Annotated in this window: 14 protein-coding genes; 11 read left to right on the forward strand and 3 right to left on the reverse strand. The window is 69.5% G+C overall.

Annotated features, from left to right (window positions below; genetic code table 11):
* The first annotated feature begins 42 nt into the window (after positions 1–42).
* The 6 genes from ACMGFH_RS11440 (at position 43) to ACMGFH_RS11465 (ending at position 5,032) form a co-directional block, all read left to right on the forward strand.
* Entirely contained in the window at positions 43–897 is an 855-nt protein-coding gene (locus tag ACMGFH_RS11440) for a sulfurtransferase (protein ID WP_415378574.1), read from the forward strand.
* A gap of 135 nt (positions 898–1,032) precedes the next feature.
* Positions 1,033–1,257, forward strand: a complete 225-nt coding sequence (locus ACMGFH_RS11445; protein ID WP_415378575.1) for a hypothetical protein — start codon at positions 1,033–1,035, stop codon at positions 1,255–1,257.
* Positions 1,258–1,413: 156 nt separating this feature from the next.
* Positions 1,414–1,905 carry an HPP family protein gene (locus tag ACMGFH_RS11450; RefSeq protein ID WP_415378576.1) on the forward strand — a complete coding sequence of 164 codons (492 nt, stop codon included), beginning with the start codon at positions 1,414–1,416 and terminating at the stop codon, positions 1,903–1,905.
* A gap of 45 nt (positions 1,906–1,950) precedes the next feature.
* Positions 1,951–2,874, forward strand: a complete 924-nt coding sequence (locus ACMGFH_RS11455; protein WP_415378577.1) for a DUF106 domain-containing protein — start codon at positions 1,951–1,953, stop codon at positions 2,872–2,874.
* 99 nt (positions 2,875–2,973) lie between these two features.
* Positions 2,974–3,594: a rubrerythrin family protein gene (locus tag ACMGFH_RS11460; RefSeq protein WP_415378578.1), complete on the forward strand. Its 621-nt coding sequence runs from the start codon at positions 2,974–2,976 to the stop codon at positions 3,592–3,594.
* Between the two features lie 148 nt (positions 3,595–3,742).
* Complete coding sequence (locus ACMGFH_RS11465; RefSeq protein ID WP_415378579.1) at positions 3,743–5,032, forward strand: hypothetical protein; 1,290 nt, start codon at positions 3,743–3,745, stop codon at positions 5,030–5,032.
* A gap of 33 nt (positions 5,033–5,065) precedes the next feature.
* Here the strand turns inward: ACMGFH_RS11465 and ACMGFH_RS11470 are convergent, their stop codons facing one another.
* On the reverse strand, positions 5,066–5,344 hold the full coding sequence (locus ACMGFH_RS11470; protein WP_415378580.1) for a hypothetical protein: 279 nt from the start codon (positions 5,342–5,344) through the stop codon (positions 5,066–5,068).
* A gap of 652 nt (positions 5,345–5,996) precedes the next feature.
* Here ACMGFH_RS11470 and uvrB point away from each other — a divergent pair.
* Complete coding sequence (gene uvrB / locus ACMGFH_RS11475) at positions 5,997–8,063, forward strand: excinuclease ABC subunit UvrB (RefSeq protein WP_415378581.1); 2,067 nt, start codon at positions 5,997–5,999, stop codon at positions 8,061–8,063.
* A gap of 236 nt (positions 8,064–8,299) precedes the next feature.
* Here uvrB and ACMGFH_RS11480 read toward each other — a convergent pair whose 3' ends face one another.
* Entirely contained in the window at positions 8,300–8,917 is a 618-nt protein-coding gene (locus ACMGFH_RS11480) for a hypothetical protein (RefSeq protein ID WP_415378582.1), read from the reverse strand.
* A 395-nt stretch (positions 8,918–9,312) separates the two neighbouring features.
* On the opposite strand from ACMGFH_RS11480, the gene ACMGFH_RS11485 reads away from it, so the two are divergent.
* The gene (locus ACMGFH_RS11485) at positions 9,313–10,374 is read left to right on the forward strand and encodes a phosphotransferase family protein (RefSeq protein ID WP_415378583.1); all 1,062 of its coding nucleotides are present in this window, start codon (positions 9,313–9,315) and stop codon (positions 10,372–10,374) included.
* A gap of 75 nt (positions 10,375–10,449) precedes the next feature.
* Positions 10,450–13,098 carry a PQQ-binding-like beta-propeller repeat protein gene (locus ACMGFH_RS11490; RefSeq protein ID WP_415378584.1) on the forward strand — a complete coding sequence of 883 codons (2,649 nt, stop codon included), beginning with the start codon at positions 10,450–10,452 and terminating at the stop codon, positions 13,096–13,098.
* Between the two features lie 200 nt (positions 13,099–13,298).
* Here ACMGFH_RS11490 and ACMGFH_RS11495 read toward each other — a convergent pair whose 3' ends face one another.
* A complete protein-coding gene (locus tag ACMGFH_RS11495; RefSeq protein WP_415378585.1) occupies positions 13,299–13,967 on the reverse strand; it encodes a helix-turn-helix domain-containing protein in 669 nt (222 codons plus the stop codon).
* An 81-nt stretch (positions 13,968–14,048) separates the two neighbouring features.
* On the opposite strand from ACMGFH_RS11495, the gene ACMGFH_RS11500 reads away from it, so the two are divergent.
* Together ACMGFH_RS11500 and ACMGFH_RS11505 are read left to right on the forward strand one after the other, a co-directional pair.
* On the forward strand, positions 14,049–14,969 hold the full coding sequence (locus ACMGFH_RS11500; protein WP_415378586.1) for an alpha/beta fold hydrolase: 921 nt from the start codon (positions 14,049–14,051) through the stop codon (positions 14,967–14,969).
* Between the two features lie 25 nt (positions 14,970–14,994).
* Positions 14,995–15,846: an alpha/beta fold hydrolase gene (locus tag ACMGFH_RS11505; RefSeq protein WP_415378587.1), complete on the forward strand. Its 852-nt coding sequence runs from the start codon at positions 14,995–14,997 to the stop codon at positions 15,844–15,846.
* The last annotated feature ends 92 nt before the right edge of the window (positions 15,847–15,938 follow it).

The following is a 15,938-nucleotide window of genomic DNA, read 5'->3' on the forward strand; positions in this document are numbered from 1 at the left end:
TCCTAGGTGTATATAGCTGGTAGACTTACGGTTCTATGAATCATGAGCGACTACGCCAAAGACGTACTCGTCACCGCGGACTGGGTGGAAGAGCACCTGGACGAGTTCCAGAGCGACGATTCGGACTATCGACTGGTCGAGGTCGACGTGGACACCGAGCTGTACGACGAGAGCCACGCGCCGGGCGCGATCGGCTGGAACTGGGAGACCGACCTCCAGGACCAGGTCGAGCGCGACATCCTCGAGAAGGAGGACTTCGAGGCCCTGCTGGGTTCGGCGGGCATCAGCGAGGACACAACGGTCGTCCTCTACGGTGACAACGCCAACTGGTTCGCGGCGTACACCTACTGGCAGTTCAAGTACTACGGCCACGACGACGTGCGCCTGCTCGACGGCGGCCGCGACTACTGGGTCGAGAACGACTACCCGCTCACCGACGAGGAGCCCGACTTCTCCGAAGTCGACTACGAGGCCTCCGGCCCGCGCGAGTCCATCCGCGCCTACCGCGACGACGTCGAGAACGCCGTCGAAAAGGGGCTGCCGCTCGTCGACGTCCGGTCGCCCGAGGAGTTCTCCGGCGAGGTCCTGGCGCCCCCGGGCCTCCAGGAGACCGCCCAGCGCGGCGGCCACATCCCCGGTGCCAGCAACGTCTCGTGGGCGGCCGTGACCAACGACGACGGCACCTTCAAGACCGCCGACGAGATCCGCGACCTCTACGCCGAGGAAGGCATCGAGGGTGACGGCACGGTCGTCGCCTACTGCCGCATCGGCGAGCGCTCGTCGGTCGCCTGGTTCGCGCTGCACGAACTGGCCGGCTACGACGACGCCATCAACTACGACGGTTCCTGGACCGAGTGGGGCAACCTCGTGGGCGCCCCGATCGAGAAGGGCGAATAGGCGTAGTCCAGCGGTCGACGACTGAACGCGCGACGGGCCGTTCACGCGTTCGAATTTTTTCGACGTCACCGACACCAGCGGCGAGCTCATCCGGGGGACACAACGGTTTTCCATCGACGAACCGAACGTCCTGTCATGGAACTGTCGGCCCTCCACGAGCCGCTCACCCGGACGGAGACCGCCGGGCTGCTCGCCGCCGCCGTCGTCGTCGCCGTCACGCTCGGTCCGAACGCGATCACGCTCGCCGACGGCTCGTCGGCCCTGCTGTCGGCCGTCTCGGCGCTGGCGATGGGAGTGCTGGCGTTCGTCGTCGGAGCGCTCGCGCTCGGAGTGAGCAAGGTGGCACGGAGCGAGGAGTGACCGCCGGCCGACAGCCTGAACGCCCCGTCCGCGACGACGAGGATCGTCTCGTCACCGACTGTGTCGGTCGCATCGCCCAGCCGTTCGAGGCTCGCTCGAACTGATCGAACGTCCACGAAACGTCACCCTCTTGGTCGCCGATACGGACTCGCGGACGTGGACCGCCACGCCGTCCAGACGTCGCTGCACGCGGCCGCCCTGCTCGCGGTGACGGGCGTCGTCGCCTGGCTCACGGGCACGCCCTTCGTGTTCCCGAGCCTCGGGCCGACGGCGTACCTGCTGGCGACCCAGCGGACGCGGGCCCGCGACCGGCTGGTGCGTATCGTCGCCGGCCACGCGATCGGCGTCGCTGCCGGCCTGGCGGCCTATCGGCTACTGGGGTCCGGCGTCGTCGTCACGGCCGATCTCGCGCCGCGGTCGCCGGCGCTCGCGGCGCTCGTCGCCAGCGGCGTCATCGCGCTCGCGCTCACGAGCGCCGGAATGCTCGCGTCCGACGCCGTCCACCCGCCGGCGTGCGCGACGACGCTCATCGTCTCGCTGGGGCTGTTGCCGTCCGTCCGCGAGGGACTGCTCATCCTCGTCGCGGTCTCGGTCCTGGTCGGGGCGCACGTCCTGACGACGCGCGCGACGCCCGACGTCGCGACGTGACTCTCGACGAGAAGATTCATAGGTCGAGACTGACACGAACTACGTATGGAGGAAACGCTTCGCGACGCGCTCGAATCCGACGACGCGCTCGGGGACGCCGCCGCCGTCGTCCTCGACCGCGCGGAGTCGGGCGACGGCGCCGTCGCGTGGGTGGACGTGAGCGATGCTGTCCCGGCCGAACAGTGGGGGCGGCTCCTCGAACGCGAGGTCGTCGTCGCGACCGAGGGCGGGTTCGTCCTCGACGACCCCGACGCGGTGCGGGCGGCCGTCGGCGACCGAGACCTCGCAGATGCCGCAACCGCCGCAGCCGACGAAGACGCTACCGACGGCGAGACGGACGGCTGGTCGGCCGCCGACAAACTGGCCGGGGTGGCCGCGTTGAGTCTCATGGCGAGCTACCAGGTCCCGATGGCCCGCGACGCCGTCGGCAGCACGGCCCACCTCCTGCTCGGGCCGGTCGAGGCCGCGCTGCCGTTCGGTGTGACGGTCGCGCTGCTGGCCGTCGCGACGACGGTGGTCTCGACGACGCTCCGCCGACGCCTGATGGACGACAACCCGCAGGAGCGGCTCAAGGCGCGGATGGACACCGTCAAGGAACGACTGGACGCCGCCCGCGAGCGCGGCGACGACGAGGCCGTCGAGCGGTTGCAGTCGCGCCAGCAAGAGCTGATGGTCGAGCAGTTCGGCGCGATGAAACGGATGATCCGTCCGATGGTGTACGCGATGCTCGTCACGGTTCCCGTCTTCCTGTGGATCACGTGGCTCACCGTCAATCCCGCCGCGGCGATCACCCCGGCCGCGCAGGTGCTCCCGCTGGCGGGCCGGGTCGTCTGGACCGCGCGGCTCGTCGGTCCGATCCAGATGTGGACCGCGTGGTACATCGCCTGCTCAGTCCTGTCGGGCCTCGCGAGCAAGCGCGTCGCGAAGAAGGTCGGCCCTGTCGTCGCTGACTACCGCTCGGCGTTCTGAATCCCCTACCCCGCCGTTTTCTGCCGCCCGTCTCCGACTGTTCGCAACGGTAGCCGCCGAGACGATGGTTACAAGCCGGGGCCGTCCGACCCTTTTACCATGGATTCACAGGAGTTCGTCGAGACGGTCCGCGACGAGGCGGCGACGCCGCTCTCGCGGCTCGGCTCCTCGAAAGCGCTGTTCGCCGACACCGAGGGCGAGATGGAGGACGACGCCGTCCTGCAGGCGGCCGCCGACCGCGCGCACTTCGCGGCCGAACGCTTCGACGCGTGGGCCGGCGAGGAGGACGAGGTCGTCGCCGAACTGTTCGCCGACGCCGCCGAGACCGAGCGCGGCCACGCCGAGGCCGCCGCCGACGAGCACGGCGACTACGAACCCGGCGCCGAACCCGCCGTCCAGGCGCACCTCGCCGGCGTCGAGGGGACGGCCGAGCGACTCGGCGCGTTCGTCGGCTGGGCGCTCGCGGCCGGCAACAACGCCGACCAGGTGGTCGGCTACTTCGTCGGGCAGGCCAGCCCGCAGACGGCGAGCACGTTCCGCGCCTTCGGCGACGACTACGACGAGTACGTCGCGACGGCGAGCGACCTGCTGGAGGACGTCTGCGGCGACGAGGGCTGGGCCGACGCCGTCGAGGCCGCCACCGCGACGGTCGAGGCCGACTACGAGGCGTACTTCGAGACGCTGGAGTCGCTCGGCGTCAACCCGAAACCGGTCTGTTAGCGGGTACTGTCGGGGAGGCGCGTGGCGAATTGGCGCCGCAGACTGAGGGATGGCGTCGGGAGGCAGGACGGCGTCGACGGCGACAGCGATGGTTTGTCGTCTAGTCGGATGAGTAACTATTTTCACGACGGGCGTTCACGAGGAGCGTGTGCGACGGGTCCTGGCACTGGCGGTGCTGGGGATCGTCATCGTCGCGAGCGTGGGGGCGCTGGGCGCGAAGACGGTGGACGCCCGCGACCACGCCACCGCACCGCCGAACGGCTCGACGGACGAGACGGCCCCGCTGGGGGACGGAGCGGACAGCGACCCGCTTCTCGACAAACTCGACCAGTTGGCCTTCGTCTCGCAGTCCACCGAGAACGGGTCGGCCGACGCGTCCGGTGGGACCGACGCGGCGACGGCGACCGGAACTCCCCCCGGCGCGGACGGACCCGGTCCGGCGCCCGCCGCCTCCGGTGACGCGAACGAGAGCGCGAACGCGACGGATTCGGACGACGACGGACTGTCGGACGAGACAGAGCTGGATATCGGGACTGACCCCTTCGACGCCGACACCGACGGCGACGGCCTCGAGGACGGACGCGAGCGGGCGATCGGGACCGACCCGCTCGACCCCGACACCGACGGCGACGGCGTCTCGGACGGGAGAGAGGTCGAACGAGGTACCAGCCCGCGGTCGATCGACGCCGACGCGGACGGGCTCACCGACGAGCGCGAGCTCGAACTCGGGACCGACCCCTTCGACCAAGACACCGACGACGACGGCCTCGGAGACTGGCGGGAGGTCGAACTGGGGACCGACCCGCTCGACCCCGACACCGACGGGGACAACCTCCTCGACGGCTGGGAGTACCGGGGACGGACGGCCAGCGGCGCGAGTCTTCCCGCCAGCGACCCGCTCGCGATGGACATATACGTCCAGATCGACTACGCCAGCGGCGTCGACGCCCACTCCCAGGAGTTCTACGACCGGATCGAGGCGGAGTTCGCGGAGATGCCGGTACAGCGACCCAACCAGACGGGGATCGACGTCCACGTCCGGGAAGGCGACCACATCAACGAGACCGCCGTCTACACGGGCGACAACTTCTGGTCGCTCAAGGACGACCTCTACCGCGACCGCCTCGGCCCGCGGACGGGCCGCTACCACCACGTCGTCGTGACCGACTTCGCCACCGACGAGGTCGGCTACGGCGAAGTCGGCGGCCGCTTCTCCGTCGTCGACGCGGGGGCCTCCGACGGGACGAAACGCCACGTGATCGTGCACGAGCTCCTCCACAACGTCGTCGGCCGTATCGAGGCGCCAGGCGCCTGCGAGAGCGACCCGCACCACTACTGCGACGGCGGGTGGCTCACGCCCCGCATCACCCCCGGCGAAGGCGAGTACCTCCCCGAACCGATCGGCGCGGAGATCGAGCGGCAGGGGTTCCAGCCCTGAGCCGCCCGCCGCGTTCGCTCGGGGACAGCGGACCTACTTCGGCGGCTGCGACGGCTGCGGCCGAGTCGTCGCGCCCGCCGGCTGGTTTTGCGGTCCCTGCTGCGGCGGCGCGAGCCCGACCTGCGGCGTGACGCCCTTCGGAAGCACGTACCACAGCCGGTCGTGCGGGACGAACCCGACCTGCTGGGGTTCGTCTGTGTCGTAGCGCTCGCGTTCCTCCTGGTCCTCGGTCCCGTAGAGGACGAGCCCGTAGTCGTTGACCTCGTACCTCGCGCACTCGAAGACGGTCCCGTCGGTACAGTAGACGTGCATTGCGCCCGCGCTAGGGGCGCGATCCGGTTGAACCTGCTGTCGAGGGCGATCGTGTTCAGTATCGGTTGCGAACTGAGCAGTTGTTTCTGTTTGAGTTGGCGGGAGAGGAAGGTGAGTAGATGGGACCGCTACTGACAGCAAGGGATGAAAGCCCTCGGCGCGCTCGCGGTCGCTGAGCGAAATATCCTCACTCGCTGCGCTCGCTCGGATAGTGGCTCGCTCAGGCGACTATATAAACGCGAGCCAGCCTCGCCCTTTCAATCCGCCAGGAAGACAGCACCGCTACCGCACAGCACCGCGCCTCACACCTCCCCAGCCGATTCGCTCACTCCGTTCGCTCATCCCTCGCACGGCTTCGTCGCGGCATGAACGCCGCGACAGCGCGCGCCACCGCCATTGTCCACCCTCTGGGCTGTACTGAACGCCGTCGCGGTGATACCCCGGGGTATGCACATCCCTCAAGTCGCTCGCGGTTTCACCGTTCGCTGTCGAGGCGCGAAGCGCCTCGCACTCCCCGCTCGTGTATTCGTGGTCCTCGCTTTCCTCGCGGGTCGCTCCGCTCCCCGCTCGTGTATTCGTGTTCCTCGCTCCGCTCGGACCACGCTTCGCTCGGACCACGCTCCTCAAGTCGTTCCGGCCCTATCCCCGAGTAATGAGCGACACCGAGGGTCCCCTGTCGCCGGACAGACCGGAAGAGGAGAGCGACTTCCGCGTCGACGCACCCTTCGAGCCGGCGGGCGACCAGCCCGAGGCCATCCGGCAACTCGCCGACGGCTACCGGCGGGGCATGGACAAGCAGACCCTGCTGGGCGTGACCGGGTCGGGCAAGACCAACACCGTCTCCTGGGTCGTCGAGGAGATTCAGAAACCGACGCTCGTCATCGCCCACAACAAGACGCTCGCCGCGCAGCTCTACGAGGAGTTCCGCGAGTTGTTCCCCGACAACGCCGTCGAATATTTCGTCAGCTACTACGACTACTACCAGCCCGAAGCCTACGTCGAGCAGACCGACAAGTACATCGAGAAAGACGCCTCCATCAACGACGAGATCGACAAGCTGCGCCACTCGGCGACCCGCTCGCTACTGACGCGTGACGACGTGATAGTTGTCGCCTCGGTCTCGGCCATCTACGGCCTCGGCGACCCGCAGAACTACGTCGACATGAGCCTCGAACTCGAAGTCGGCCAGGAGATCGACCGCGACGAGGTGCTCTCCCGTCTAGTCGACCTGAACTACGAGCGCAACGACGTCGACTTCACACAGGGCACCTTCCGGGTGCGGGGCGACACCCTCGAGATATTCCCGATGTACGGCCGCTACGCGGTCCGCGTCGAGTTCTGGGGCGACGAGATCGATCGGATGCTCAAGGTCGACCCGCTGGAGGGCGAGGTGAAGTCCACCGAGCCTGCGGTCCTGCTCCACCCGGCGGAGCACTACTCCATTCCGGAGGAACGGCTCCAGCGGGCGATCGCGGAGATCGAGGACCTGAAAGAGGAGCGGGTGCGCTACTTCGAGCGCAACGCCGACCACGTCGCCGCCCAGCGCATCGACGAGCGGACCACCTTCGACCTGGAGATGATGCGCGAGACCGGCTACTGCTCGGGCATCGAGAACTACTCGGTCCACCTCTCCGAGCGCGACTCGGGCGACGCGCCCTACACCCTGCTCGACTACTTCCCCGACGACTTCCTCACCGTCATCGACGAGTCCCACCAGACGATCCCCCAGATCAAGGGCCAGTTCGCGGGCGACCGCTCGCGCAAGGAGTCGCTGATCGACAACGGATTCCGCCTCCCCACCGCCTACGACAACCGACCGCTCACCTTCGAGGAGTTCGGGGAGAAGACCGACAAGACCCTCTACGTGAGCGCGACGCCCGCCGACTACGAGCGCGAAGAGAGTGAGCAGATCGTCGAACAGATCGTCCGCCCCACCCACCTCGTCGACCCCGCGGTCGAGGTCTCGCCCGCCGAGGGACAGATCGACGATCTCATGGACCGCATCGACGACCGTGTCGAGCGCGAAGAGCGCGTCCTCGTCACCACCCTCACCAAGCGCATGGCCGAGGACCTCACCGAGTACCTCGAAGAGGCCGGCGTCGCCGTCGAGTACATGCACGACGAGACCGACACGCTCGAACGCCACGAACTCATCCGCTCGCTCCGACTCGGCGAGATCGACGTCCTCGTCGGGATCAACCTGCTCCGCGAGGGGCTTGACATCCCCGAGGTCTCGCTGGTCGCCATCCTCGACGCCGACCAGGAGGGCTTCCTCCGCTCGGAGACCACGCTCGTCCAGACGATGGGGCGGGCCGCTCGCAACGTCAACGGCGAGGTCGTCCTCTACGCCGACGACCCCAGCGACGCCATGGAGTCCGCGATCGCCGAGACCAACCGCCGCCGGCGGATCCAGGAAGAGTACAACGAGGAACACGGCTTCGAACCCACCACCATCGAGAAGGAGATCGGCGAGTCCTCCCTGCCCGGCTCGAAGACCGAGACCGGGAGCGCATCCTCGCTCGACCCCGACGACGACGAGGAGGCCGCTCGCGCCATCGAGCGCCTCGAAGAGCGCATGCAGGAAGCCGCCGACAACCTGGAGTTCGAACTCGCCGCCGACATCCGCGACCGCATCCACCAGCTCCGCGAGGAGTACGACCTCGCCGGCGGCGACGGCGAGGAAGGCGTCGTCCCCGAGCCCGTGACCGAGGATTTCTAAACCATCTTTTTCGCCGAGGGGGTCGCCGAAGGCGACCCCCTCGTCTGCTCACGGCGCCGAAGGCGCCGTTCGCATGGTCCGAGGGACCTTCGGTCCCTCGCTAGCCAAAAACATGGGTGAAAAAGGCGCGAGCGGCGAAGCCGCTCGCGTGAACCGCGCCTCGCTCCGCTCGGCGCGGACGTTTCCAGAAACCCTCACCGCCTGAACGCCCCACGACCGCTAACCGCTTACCGCTATCAGTCGCCTACTGTTGCCGTGACGTCCTCGTCTTCGGTGCTGAGATGGATCGAACCGCCGTACTGCGGATGGATCGTCGCCTCCGCCGCGGTGGGGGACGCGCCATCGGTCCGTACTCGCACGAGCATCGTGTCGGTCGTGACGTCGTCGGTGCCGCCCTCGCCCGGGTACTCGGACGTGAGGCTCACGGTCGATCCCTCGACCGCGACGTCCCGGAGTTCCAGATCCGGAACCGAGGAACTCCACCGGTCGTGGACGACGACGACCGCGGCCCGCGAGAAATCCGTCTCCCCGAGGAAGGCGCTCGCGTCCCCGCTCTGGAAGCGCTCCGTCGGGAACGCCGCGGCGTGGTCGCTCTCGGTCAACAGCGCGAGATAGTGGTCCTCCCCGTCGTGTTGCGGGAAGGGAGCGTCGACACGGTGGAGCCTGTCGGCGCCGTTGAAAGCCAGCGACGCGGCGCTGTTTCCGCGGTCCGGCGTGTCCGTCGCGCCCGTCCCGTCGTTCGGTGTGGGCGTTCCAGTGCCTCCCGGTCCCGCGGAGTCGCCGAGACAGCCCGCGAGAGCTGTCGCGACGCCGACACCGAGGCCGAGAAACCCTCGCCGCGTCCGTCCGTGCATGCCGTCCCTACACCGCCGACGTATAGAGCGGTTCTGAAGTCGCAAGCGGTCCTTTGACCGTTCGTTGTCGGTCTGGACGGGACTCCCGGCGTCGAACCGCCGACCGTAGGCCGAAGACATGGCACTCGTTCGCACACTCGGAGAAGCCTTTTCACTCGGTGACTACAGCGATCTAGCAATGAATTCCCGTTGCTGACCGGAGTCAGGGCAGTCGCGGTCGTCACGTCGACCGCTGTCGCGGCGGGGGTACAGCACCCCCGTACAGCCGTCGATCTCTGATTCCGGCGTCGCCCACTCCTGGCGCCCGCTCGGTCGCGGCGTCGCGGGCGACGGTTTTCTCGTACTCGGCCAGCGACGCGCATCGCCCGTCGACCGACGACACACAGCGAACGCAGATGACCGACCTCTCACGCGAGACGATCACTCGAACGGTACAGCGCATCGAACCGAGCTGGCGCGTCGAGGACGCGGCCCCCGCCGAAGACGGGCACCACCCGGTCTACTTCCTCGCCGTGTCGACGCCGGAGGGCGCACGAGAGGTAGTCCTCAAGGGGACCGCTCCCGACCAGTCCTCCTCATGCGACGACGAAGCGCGGTTGCTCGCCGTCCTCGACGCCCACACTGACTTGCCGGTCCCCGAGGTGCTCGGAGTCGTCGACGAGGCCGACGGGCTGCCGACACCGGCGTTCCTCGCGACCGCGCTGCCCGGGGGGAACTACAGCCGGACGGCTCTCGCGGACTTCTCGACGGAGCGGGTCCGCGAGCTGGCCCGCTCGACCGGCCGGCTGCTGGCCGAACTCCACCGACTGGACGCGGTCGACGCCTACGGGTTCGTGGGCGTCGACGCCGCCGAGCGCCTCGACGGCGGCCGACCGAGCGACGACCCCGGACAGATAACCGTGGGCGACCCCACCGAGTCGTGGACCGGGTACCTCCGCGGCGAGGTCGACCGGCTCGACGACCACCTCGCGGACACGCGATTCGCGGACCTCCGGGTGAACGTACTGTCGGCAGTCGACGCGCGAGTCGATGACCTCGCCGGCGAGTTCGAACCGGTCCTCGCTCGGGTCGACCAGTCGCTCGACAACTCGCTGGTCGACCCCGACACGGGGAGGGTGACGGGGCTGCTCGACTGGGAGTTCTGCGTCGCGGCGACGCCCGCCTACGACCTGGCGTTCGTCGAGTACACGCTCGTCGGCGGCCACTGGCGGCTCCTACCCGAGGGACCCGACCACAGCGCGGCGATCCGCGAGGCGCTCCTGGAGGGGTACGACGCGGCCGGCCCGAGCGGCGTCGTCGATCAGTTTCGCGCGAACCGCGCGTGCTACGCGCTGCTCGTCCGGGCCCACGAGATGGCGAACTTCGCGGCCTGGTTCGACGGCGTCGGCGCCGACTTCGACGACCGCCGCGACGAGGCCGCCCGGCGGCTCCGGGCGGAGATCGACCGACTCGTCTGATCGGGGCGGCCGCCCGGCGGCCGTGCGACAAGATATTTGACGGCCCCGGTCGACCACCCGGCAGAGGTCCGCTGGATGGACGACACGACCCCGCACTCAGACACAGCCCGCCTCGCTCCGACGCGGCGGCGATTCCTCGCCGGACTGACCGCGAGCGGTGTCGCCGGCTCGGCGCTGGTCGCCTCCGCCGCCGGTGATCGAGGGACGCTCTCCACTCGCGACGGCAGCGGCGTTTCCGACACGAAGTGGCCGATGCACGCCTACGACGCCGCCAACTCCGGCTACAGTAGCGCGAACGCCCCGAACACGGGGATCGCGGTCGGGTGGGACCGGGCGATAAACGCGACGGGAGAACCGACATTCGACAGCACCAACGCCTACGTTCGGAGCGCGGACGGCAGTCTCTACGCACTCGACCGGACGACGGGCGAAACCAGATGGCGATACAAGACGGACGGCACCAACGACGCGCCGACGGCCGCGGCCGTCGCCGGCGGGACGGCGTTCATGGACGACGGCGACGCCGTACTTGCCGTCAGAACCGGGTCGCAGTCGCGGTTCTGGCGCGCCGAACTCGACGGCAGCGTCTCGGCCCCGGTGACGGTCGCGGGTGACCGTGTGCTCGTCGCGACGAATGCCGGCACGCTCTACTCGCTCAGCCGCGACGCCGGCAGCGAGCGCTGGACGTTCGACGCCGGCGACGACGTCGTCGCGGCGCCGGCCTACGGCGGTAAACGTGTTTTCGTCGCCACCACTGACGGCACTGTCTCCGCGCGCGACGCCCAAGGCGGCAACAGCCGCTGGGAGTTCAGCGCCGACGCGGCCACAGAAAGCGTGACGCCGGTCGTCAAGGGCGACGCCGTCTACATCGGTGACACCGATGGGACCGTCTACGCCCTCGACAAGACCGACGGCCGCGTCCGCTGGCGAGTCGACCTGGACGACGCCGTGGTCGGCGGTCCGAGCGTCACGTCGAACACCGTGTTCGTGCCGACGGCGGGCGGGACGCTCTACGCGCTGAACACGACCGGTGGATACGAACGCTGGACGGCCGACATCGGCGCGGCGGCGAGTCAAAAGCCCGTCGTCACCGACGACGCCGTCTACGTCGCGACGGACGACGACGCCGTCGCCGCCTACTCGCGGAGCGGTGGCACCGAGAACTGGCGGGCGGAACTCCCCGTCGACGACCCGGCCCTGTCGGTGGTCGACGGGCTGGTCGCCGTCGTCGGCGGCCTCTCCGTCGGCATCGAACGGGGGTCCCAGACGGAGATAGCGCGCGGATCGTTCAGCGCGGTTACGACCCGATGGACGCACGAGACCGACGGGACCGCGACCGGGTCGCCGGCGCTGACCGACGACGCGCTCTACGCCGTCGACGACACCGACGCCTGTTACGCGGTCTCGCCGACCGAGGGCGACTCGCTGTGGCGATACGAGACCGACACGGACCTGGCCGGTCCTGCGGCCGGCCCCGACGGCGTCTACGTCGGCGGCGCCGACGGCACCGTTCGCGCCCTGGCAGCCGACGGCAGCGAGCGGTGGACCGCGGAGACCGACGAGCCGGTCCCCGCGGCGCCCGTTCGTCGGGGTGACGCCGTCGTCGCCCTCGACAAGGGCGGTCGACTGTACGCGTTCGACCCGAGCGACGGAACCCAGCGCTGGACGGGCCTCGTCGACAGCGGCGGGACCAGCCCGGCCGTCAGCGGCGACCGCGTCTTCGCGAGTTCCCCGAGCGGCGTCCTCTCCGCGTTCGACGCGGCGAGCGGTGAGGAGCTCTGGGGGTTCCGCGCGAGCGCCACCGTCGGCGAACCCGCGGCGGCCGACGGCACGGCCTACGTCGGCGACCGGAACGGACGGTTCTACGCGGTCGACGTCAAGAAAGGCGAAAAACGCTGGTCGACGGATCTGGGCTCGGCCGTCCGGGCCGCGCCGACGGTCGCCGGTGACGCCGTTTACGTCGGGACCGTCGACGGGAGGCTCCACGCGTACGACGTCGACGGCGACCAGCGCTGGACCGCCCAGGCCGGCGAGTCGATCCGGGCGAAACCCGGTGTCGCCGGCGACCTCGTCACCGTCGGGAGCGACGACGAGAGTCTCTACGCCTTCGACGCCGAGTCCGGTGAGAAACGGTGGTCCTACGACACCGCGGCGCCGCTCCGGACGACGGCGGCGTTCGGTAACGACTCGGTGTACGTCGCGAGCGCGGAGATCGTCGCGCTCGACCCGCCCGGCGCGGTTCAGACGCCGACACCGACCGCGACGCCGGACGACACTCCCACACCGACGTCGACGCCCACTGATACCCCCGGTGGAACAGCGACGCCGACCGCGACACCCGGCGGAACGACGCCGACCGACACGCCGACGACGACCTCGACCGGGGACCCGTCGACGCCGACGGCGACGCCGACCTCGACCACCGGATCCGGCTCGGCCGGGACGACAGTCCCCGCCGGGTCCGGCGGGACGGCCACGCCGACGGAGACTCCGACGGCGACGCCCACGTCCACGCTGACGACCGCACCCGGCGGGACCAACGGCGGCGGTGGCCCCCTCGACGGCGTCGCCGGCGAATGGATCCCATACGCGGGCGCCGGCGCCGTGGCGGCCGTCGTCGCGGTCGGCGCGCTCGTCAAGCGGTTCGCGGGCGGCGGTGCGACCGGCGGCAAGCAGGCCGACGCGCTGGACTGGGGCGGCGGCCTCGACGACGACGACAAGTAACCGGATGGCCGTTTTTCCGCGAGTAGTCCCACGTCGAGTAACTGCCGTCTCTCGCGTCCACCCCTCCATTCGATATCGCCGATATTGGTTTATCGCGAGTCGATCTCGAGTCCGTCGAGAACAGCGAGACACGCGACACGAGCGGTAAACGGCGACGAAACCGGATAAACTGCTCTCGATCGCGGTCTGGGGGCCCGCGATCAACGAGATTCCGAAGCGGCGCGACCGGATTCGTCGACGAACGCCGTGAGTACGGCCGATTCGGCCCGGCGGAGGAGTTCGCCGGCGTTGCTCCGGGCGCAGTCGAGCGCGGCCGCCACGTCGGCGACCGATCCCGTCCGGGGCACGTCGTAGTACCCGACGGCGACGGCGGCTTCGAGCGCCTCGCGCCGGCGGTCGGTCAGTGAAGCGGGCGCCGGCCACTGCCGGAACTCCCGCACTCGGACGAGTTCGGTCGGGAAGAGCCCGGCGAGGTCGTCGTAGAACGCCCCGATCGCGTCCGGCTCCCCCACGGCCTCGAACCGGACGACGCCGCTGTCCGCGAAACGGACCGGCGGAACGAAGACTACCCGCGACGCGGCGACGAGGTCCATCACCGGGTCGGGGAGTTCGTAGTCGGTCTGCCGGACAAACGCGTACGTTCCCCCCTCGGCGGCAACGAGGTGGGTCCGAGTGGCCGAATCGACGCCTTCGAGCACGTCCTCCACGGCCGACGGCGGCGCGTCGAACCAGGTGAGCGTCGTCACCTCCGCCGTCGGCCCCCAGATCAGGAGATCCGCTCGCGTGATCGGGCCGCCCGCCATCATCCGCCGATGGAACGGGTGGGCGGCGTCCTCCGGATACGTCGTCTCGAACGTGGCCTGCCGCATCGGTCGCACCCCCGCACCCAATATAAAAGACCGTATCGATCCGGGGAATCGTTCTGGCAGTCGGCCGGCGTACGGTCGGACATGGGCCGTGTACAGGCCGCCGGAGCGGGGAGCGGTGACGGATCAGACGGACGGAACGCGGAAGCGGACAGGGACGAGGGGTTCGAATCGGTCGAATACGGTGTCGAGAAACGGACGCTGTCCTACGCGGAATACGGCGACGCGGGCGGCGAGCCGTTAGTCGTCCTCCACGGGACGCCGGGATCGCGGCTTCTCGGCGAACTCTTCGACGAGGGGGCACGGGAACGGGGCGTCCGCGTTCTCGCACCTGACAGGCCGGGGTTCGGGCGGTCGTCGGCCTGGTCCGGGCGTCGCCCGACCGACGCGGGCACGTGGTTCGAGGCGCTCCTGACCGACGCCGGCGTCTCGACGACCTCCGTCGCGGCGTTCTCGGGCGGGTCCGTGGACGGGCTGTCGCTGGCCGCGACCCGCGGCGACCTCGTGGACCGCCTGGACGTCGTTTCCGGGGCCGCACCGCCGTCGATCGCTCGCGAGACGCCCCGACTCCAGCGAACGCTCGGTCGAGCGGCGGCTCGAACCCCGTCTCTTCTCGGAGCCGCGTTGCGTGGACAGACGTGGCTGGCCACGCGCGGCTCGCCGTCGACCGTCGTCGGGCAGTACACCGACGAACCCGGCGATACACCGACCGAAGTCGCTGAACTGGTGCGCCGAGACTTCGTCGAGAGCTGCGCGCGGTCGCGGAACGGCGCGGTGACGGAGCTATCGTGGGTGGTCGAGGGGTGGGGGTTCGACGTCGCTGACGTCGATTCCCCGGTGGCGCTGTGGCACGGCGAGCGCGACGCAAACGTACCGATTTCGGACGCTCGGCGGCTCTGCGACCGTCTCTCCGCCGGGCAGCTGCGGCGACTGGACGACGATCATCTGACGACTCTCTTGACGAGTCGGTCGGACGTTCTCGATCGGATCGCTCCCAGAGATTGAATGGGCGGGCGGACGACGCGCCGATATGGTCGACCGAACGCACCGGACGGCGGCCGTCGAGGGCCACCGCCTGCACTATCTCCAGGCGGGCGACCCCGACGCGCCGCCGCTGGTGCTCGTCCACGGGGGGATAATCGACGCCGCGCACGTCAGTTGGGGCGCCGTCATCGAACCGCTCGCCCGGGAGTACCGCGTCGTCGCGCCCGATTTACTGGGCTACGGTCGCAGCGCGAAGCCCGACGTGACGTATTCGCTCTCGCTCCACGTCGGCGTCCTCGATTCGTTCGTCGAGGCCGTGGGACTGGAATCGGCTGCCATCGCCGGGATATCGATGGGCGGCGGGGCCGCGCTCGGGCTCGCGCTCCGGTCACCGTCGGCGGTCGACCGGCTGGTGCTGATCGACAGCTACGGCCTCGGTCGCGAACTCGCAAACGGCCGACTGACGGCCCTCCTCGCCAAGACGGAGGTGTTCAACAAGGCGGCTATCGCGCTGATGCGCCGGAGCCGCGGATTCACCGCCGCGAGTCTCGGTAACATCGTTTACGACACGGACGCCCTCTCGGAGGACGCGATCGACGCCGTCTGGGAGGAGGCCAAACGCCCCGGCGTCGGCGAGGCGTTCCGGAGTTTCCGGGCCGCAGAGGTGACGAACGACGGGTACCGCACCGACTTCTCGGAGCGTCTGGACAGAATGGAGGTCCCGACGCTCCTGCTCCACGGAGAACACGACGAGGTGTTCCCCCATCGCTGGAGCGAGCGGGCCACGGCCCGGATTCCCGACAGCGAATACCACCTTCTCGCGGAGTGCGCCCACTGGGCACCGCGGGAGCGTCCCGGGACCGTGGTCGACCTGATCCGCGAATTCGTGCCCCGGTAGCGCCGAGGCCGGCCGAGACGCGAATCGCGTCAATTTGACGAACGGAATTGCCGCGATTGCCATCGTTCGAGCCGTTTCCGAAGAGTTCCGGC

The sequence above is a fragment of the Halosimplex rarum genome (assembly GCF_047715405.1).
In the GTDB taxonomy this organism is placed as follows: domain Archaea; phylum Halobacteriota; class Halobacteria; order Halobacteriales; family Haloarculaceae; genus Halosimplex; species Halosimplex rarum.

Bases quoted from the DNA above. Each gene is read 5' to 3' on its own strand.
- ACMGFH_RS11480 (WP_415378582.1), bottom strand. From the start codon at position 8,917: ATGCACGGACGGACGCGGCGAGGGTTTCTCGGCCTCGGTGTCGGCGTC.
- ACMGFH_RS11455 (WP_415378577.1), top strand. From the start codon at position 1,951: ATGGAGGAAACGCTTCGCGACGCGCTCGAATCCGACGACGCGCTCGGG.
- ACMGFH_RS11495 (WP_415378585.1), bottom strand. From the start codon at position 13,967: ATGCGGCAGGCCACGTTCGAGACGACGTATCCGGAGGACGCCGCCCAC.
- ACMGFH_RS11490 (WP_415378584.1), top strand. From the start codon at position 10,450: ATGGACGACACGACCCCGCACTCAGACACAGCCCGCCTCGCTCCGACG.
- ACMGFH_RS11460 (WP_415378578.1), top strand. From the start codon at position 2,974: ATGGATTCACAGGAGTTCGTCGAGACGGTCCGCGACGAGGCGGCGACG.
- ACMGFH_RS11505 (WP_415378587.1), top strand. From the start codon at position 14,995: ATGGTCGACCGAACGCACCGGACGGCGGCCGTCGAGGGCCACCGCCTG.
- ACMGFH_RS11485 (WP_415378583.1), top strand. From the start codon at position 9,313: ATGACCGACCTCTCACGCGAGACGATCACTCGAACGGTACAGCGCATC.
- ACMGFH_RS11440 (WP_415378574.1), top strand. From the start codon at position 43: ATGAGCGACTACGCCAAAGACGTACTCGTCACCGCGGACTGGGTGGAA.
- uvrB (WP_415378581.1), top strand. From the start codon at position 5,997: ATGAGCGACACCGAGGGTCCCCTGTCGCCGGACAGACCGGAAGAGGAG.
- ACMGFH_RS11500 (WP_415378586.1), top strand. From the start codon at position 14,049: ATGGGCCGTGTACAGGCCGCCGGAGCGGGGAGCGGTGACGGATCAGAC.
- ACMGFH_RS11470 (WP_415378580.1), bottom strand. From the start codon at position 5,344: ATGCACGTCTACTGTACCGACGGGACCGTCTTCGAGTGCGCGAGGTAC.
- ACMGFH_RS11445 (WP_415378575.1), top strand. From the start codon at position 1,033: ATGGAACTGTCGGCCCTCCACGAGCCGCTCACCCGGACGGAGACCGCC.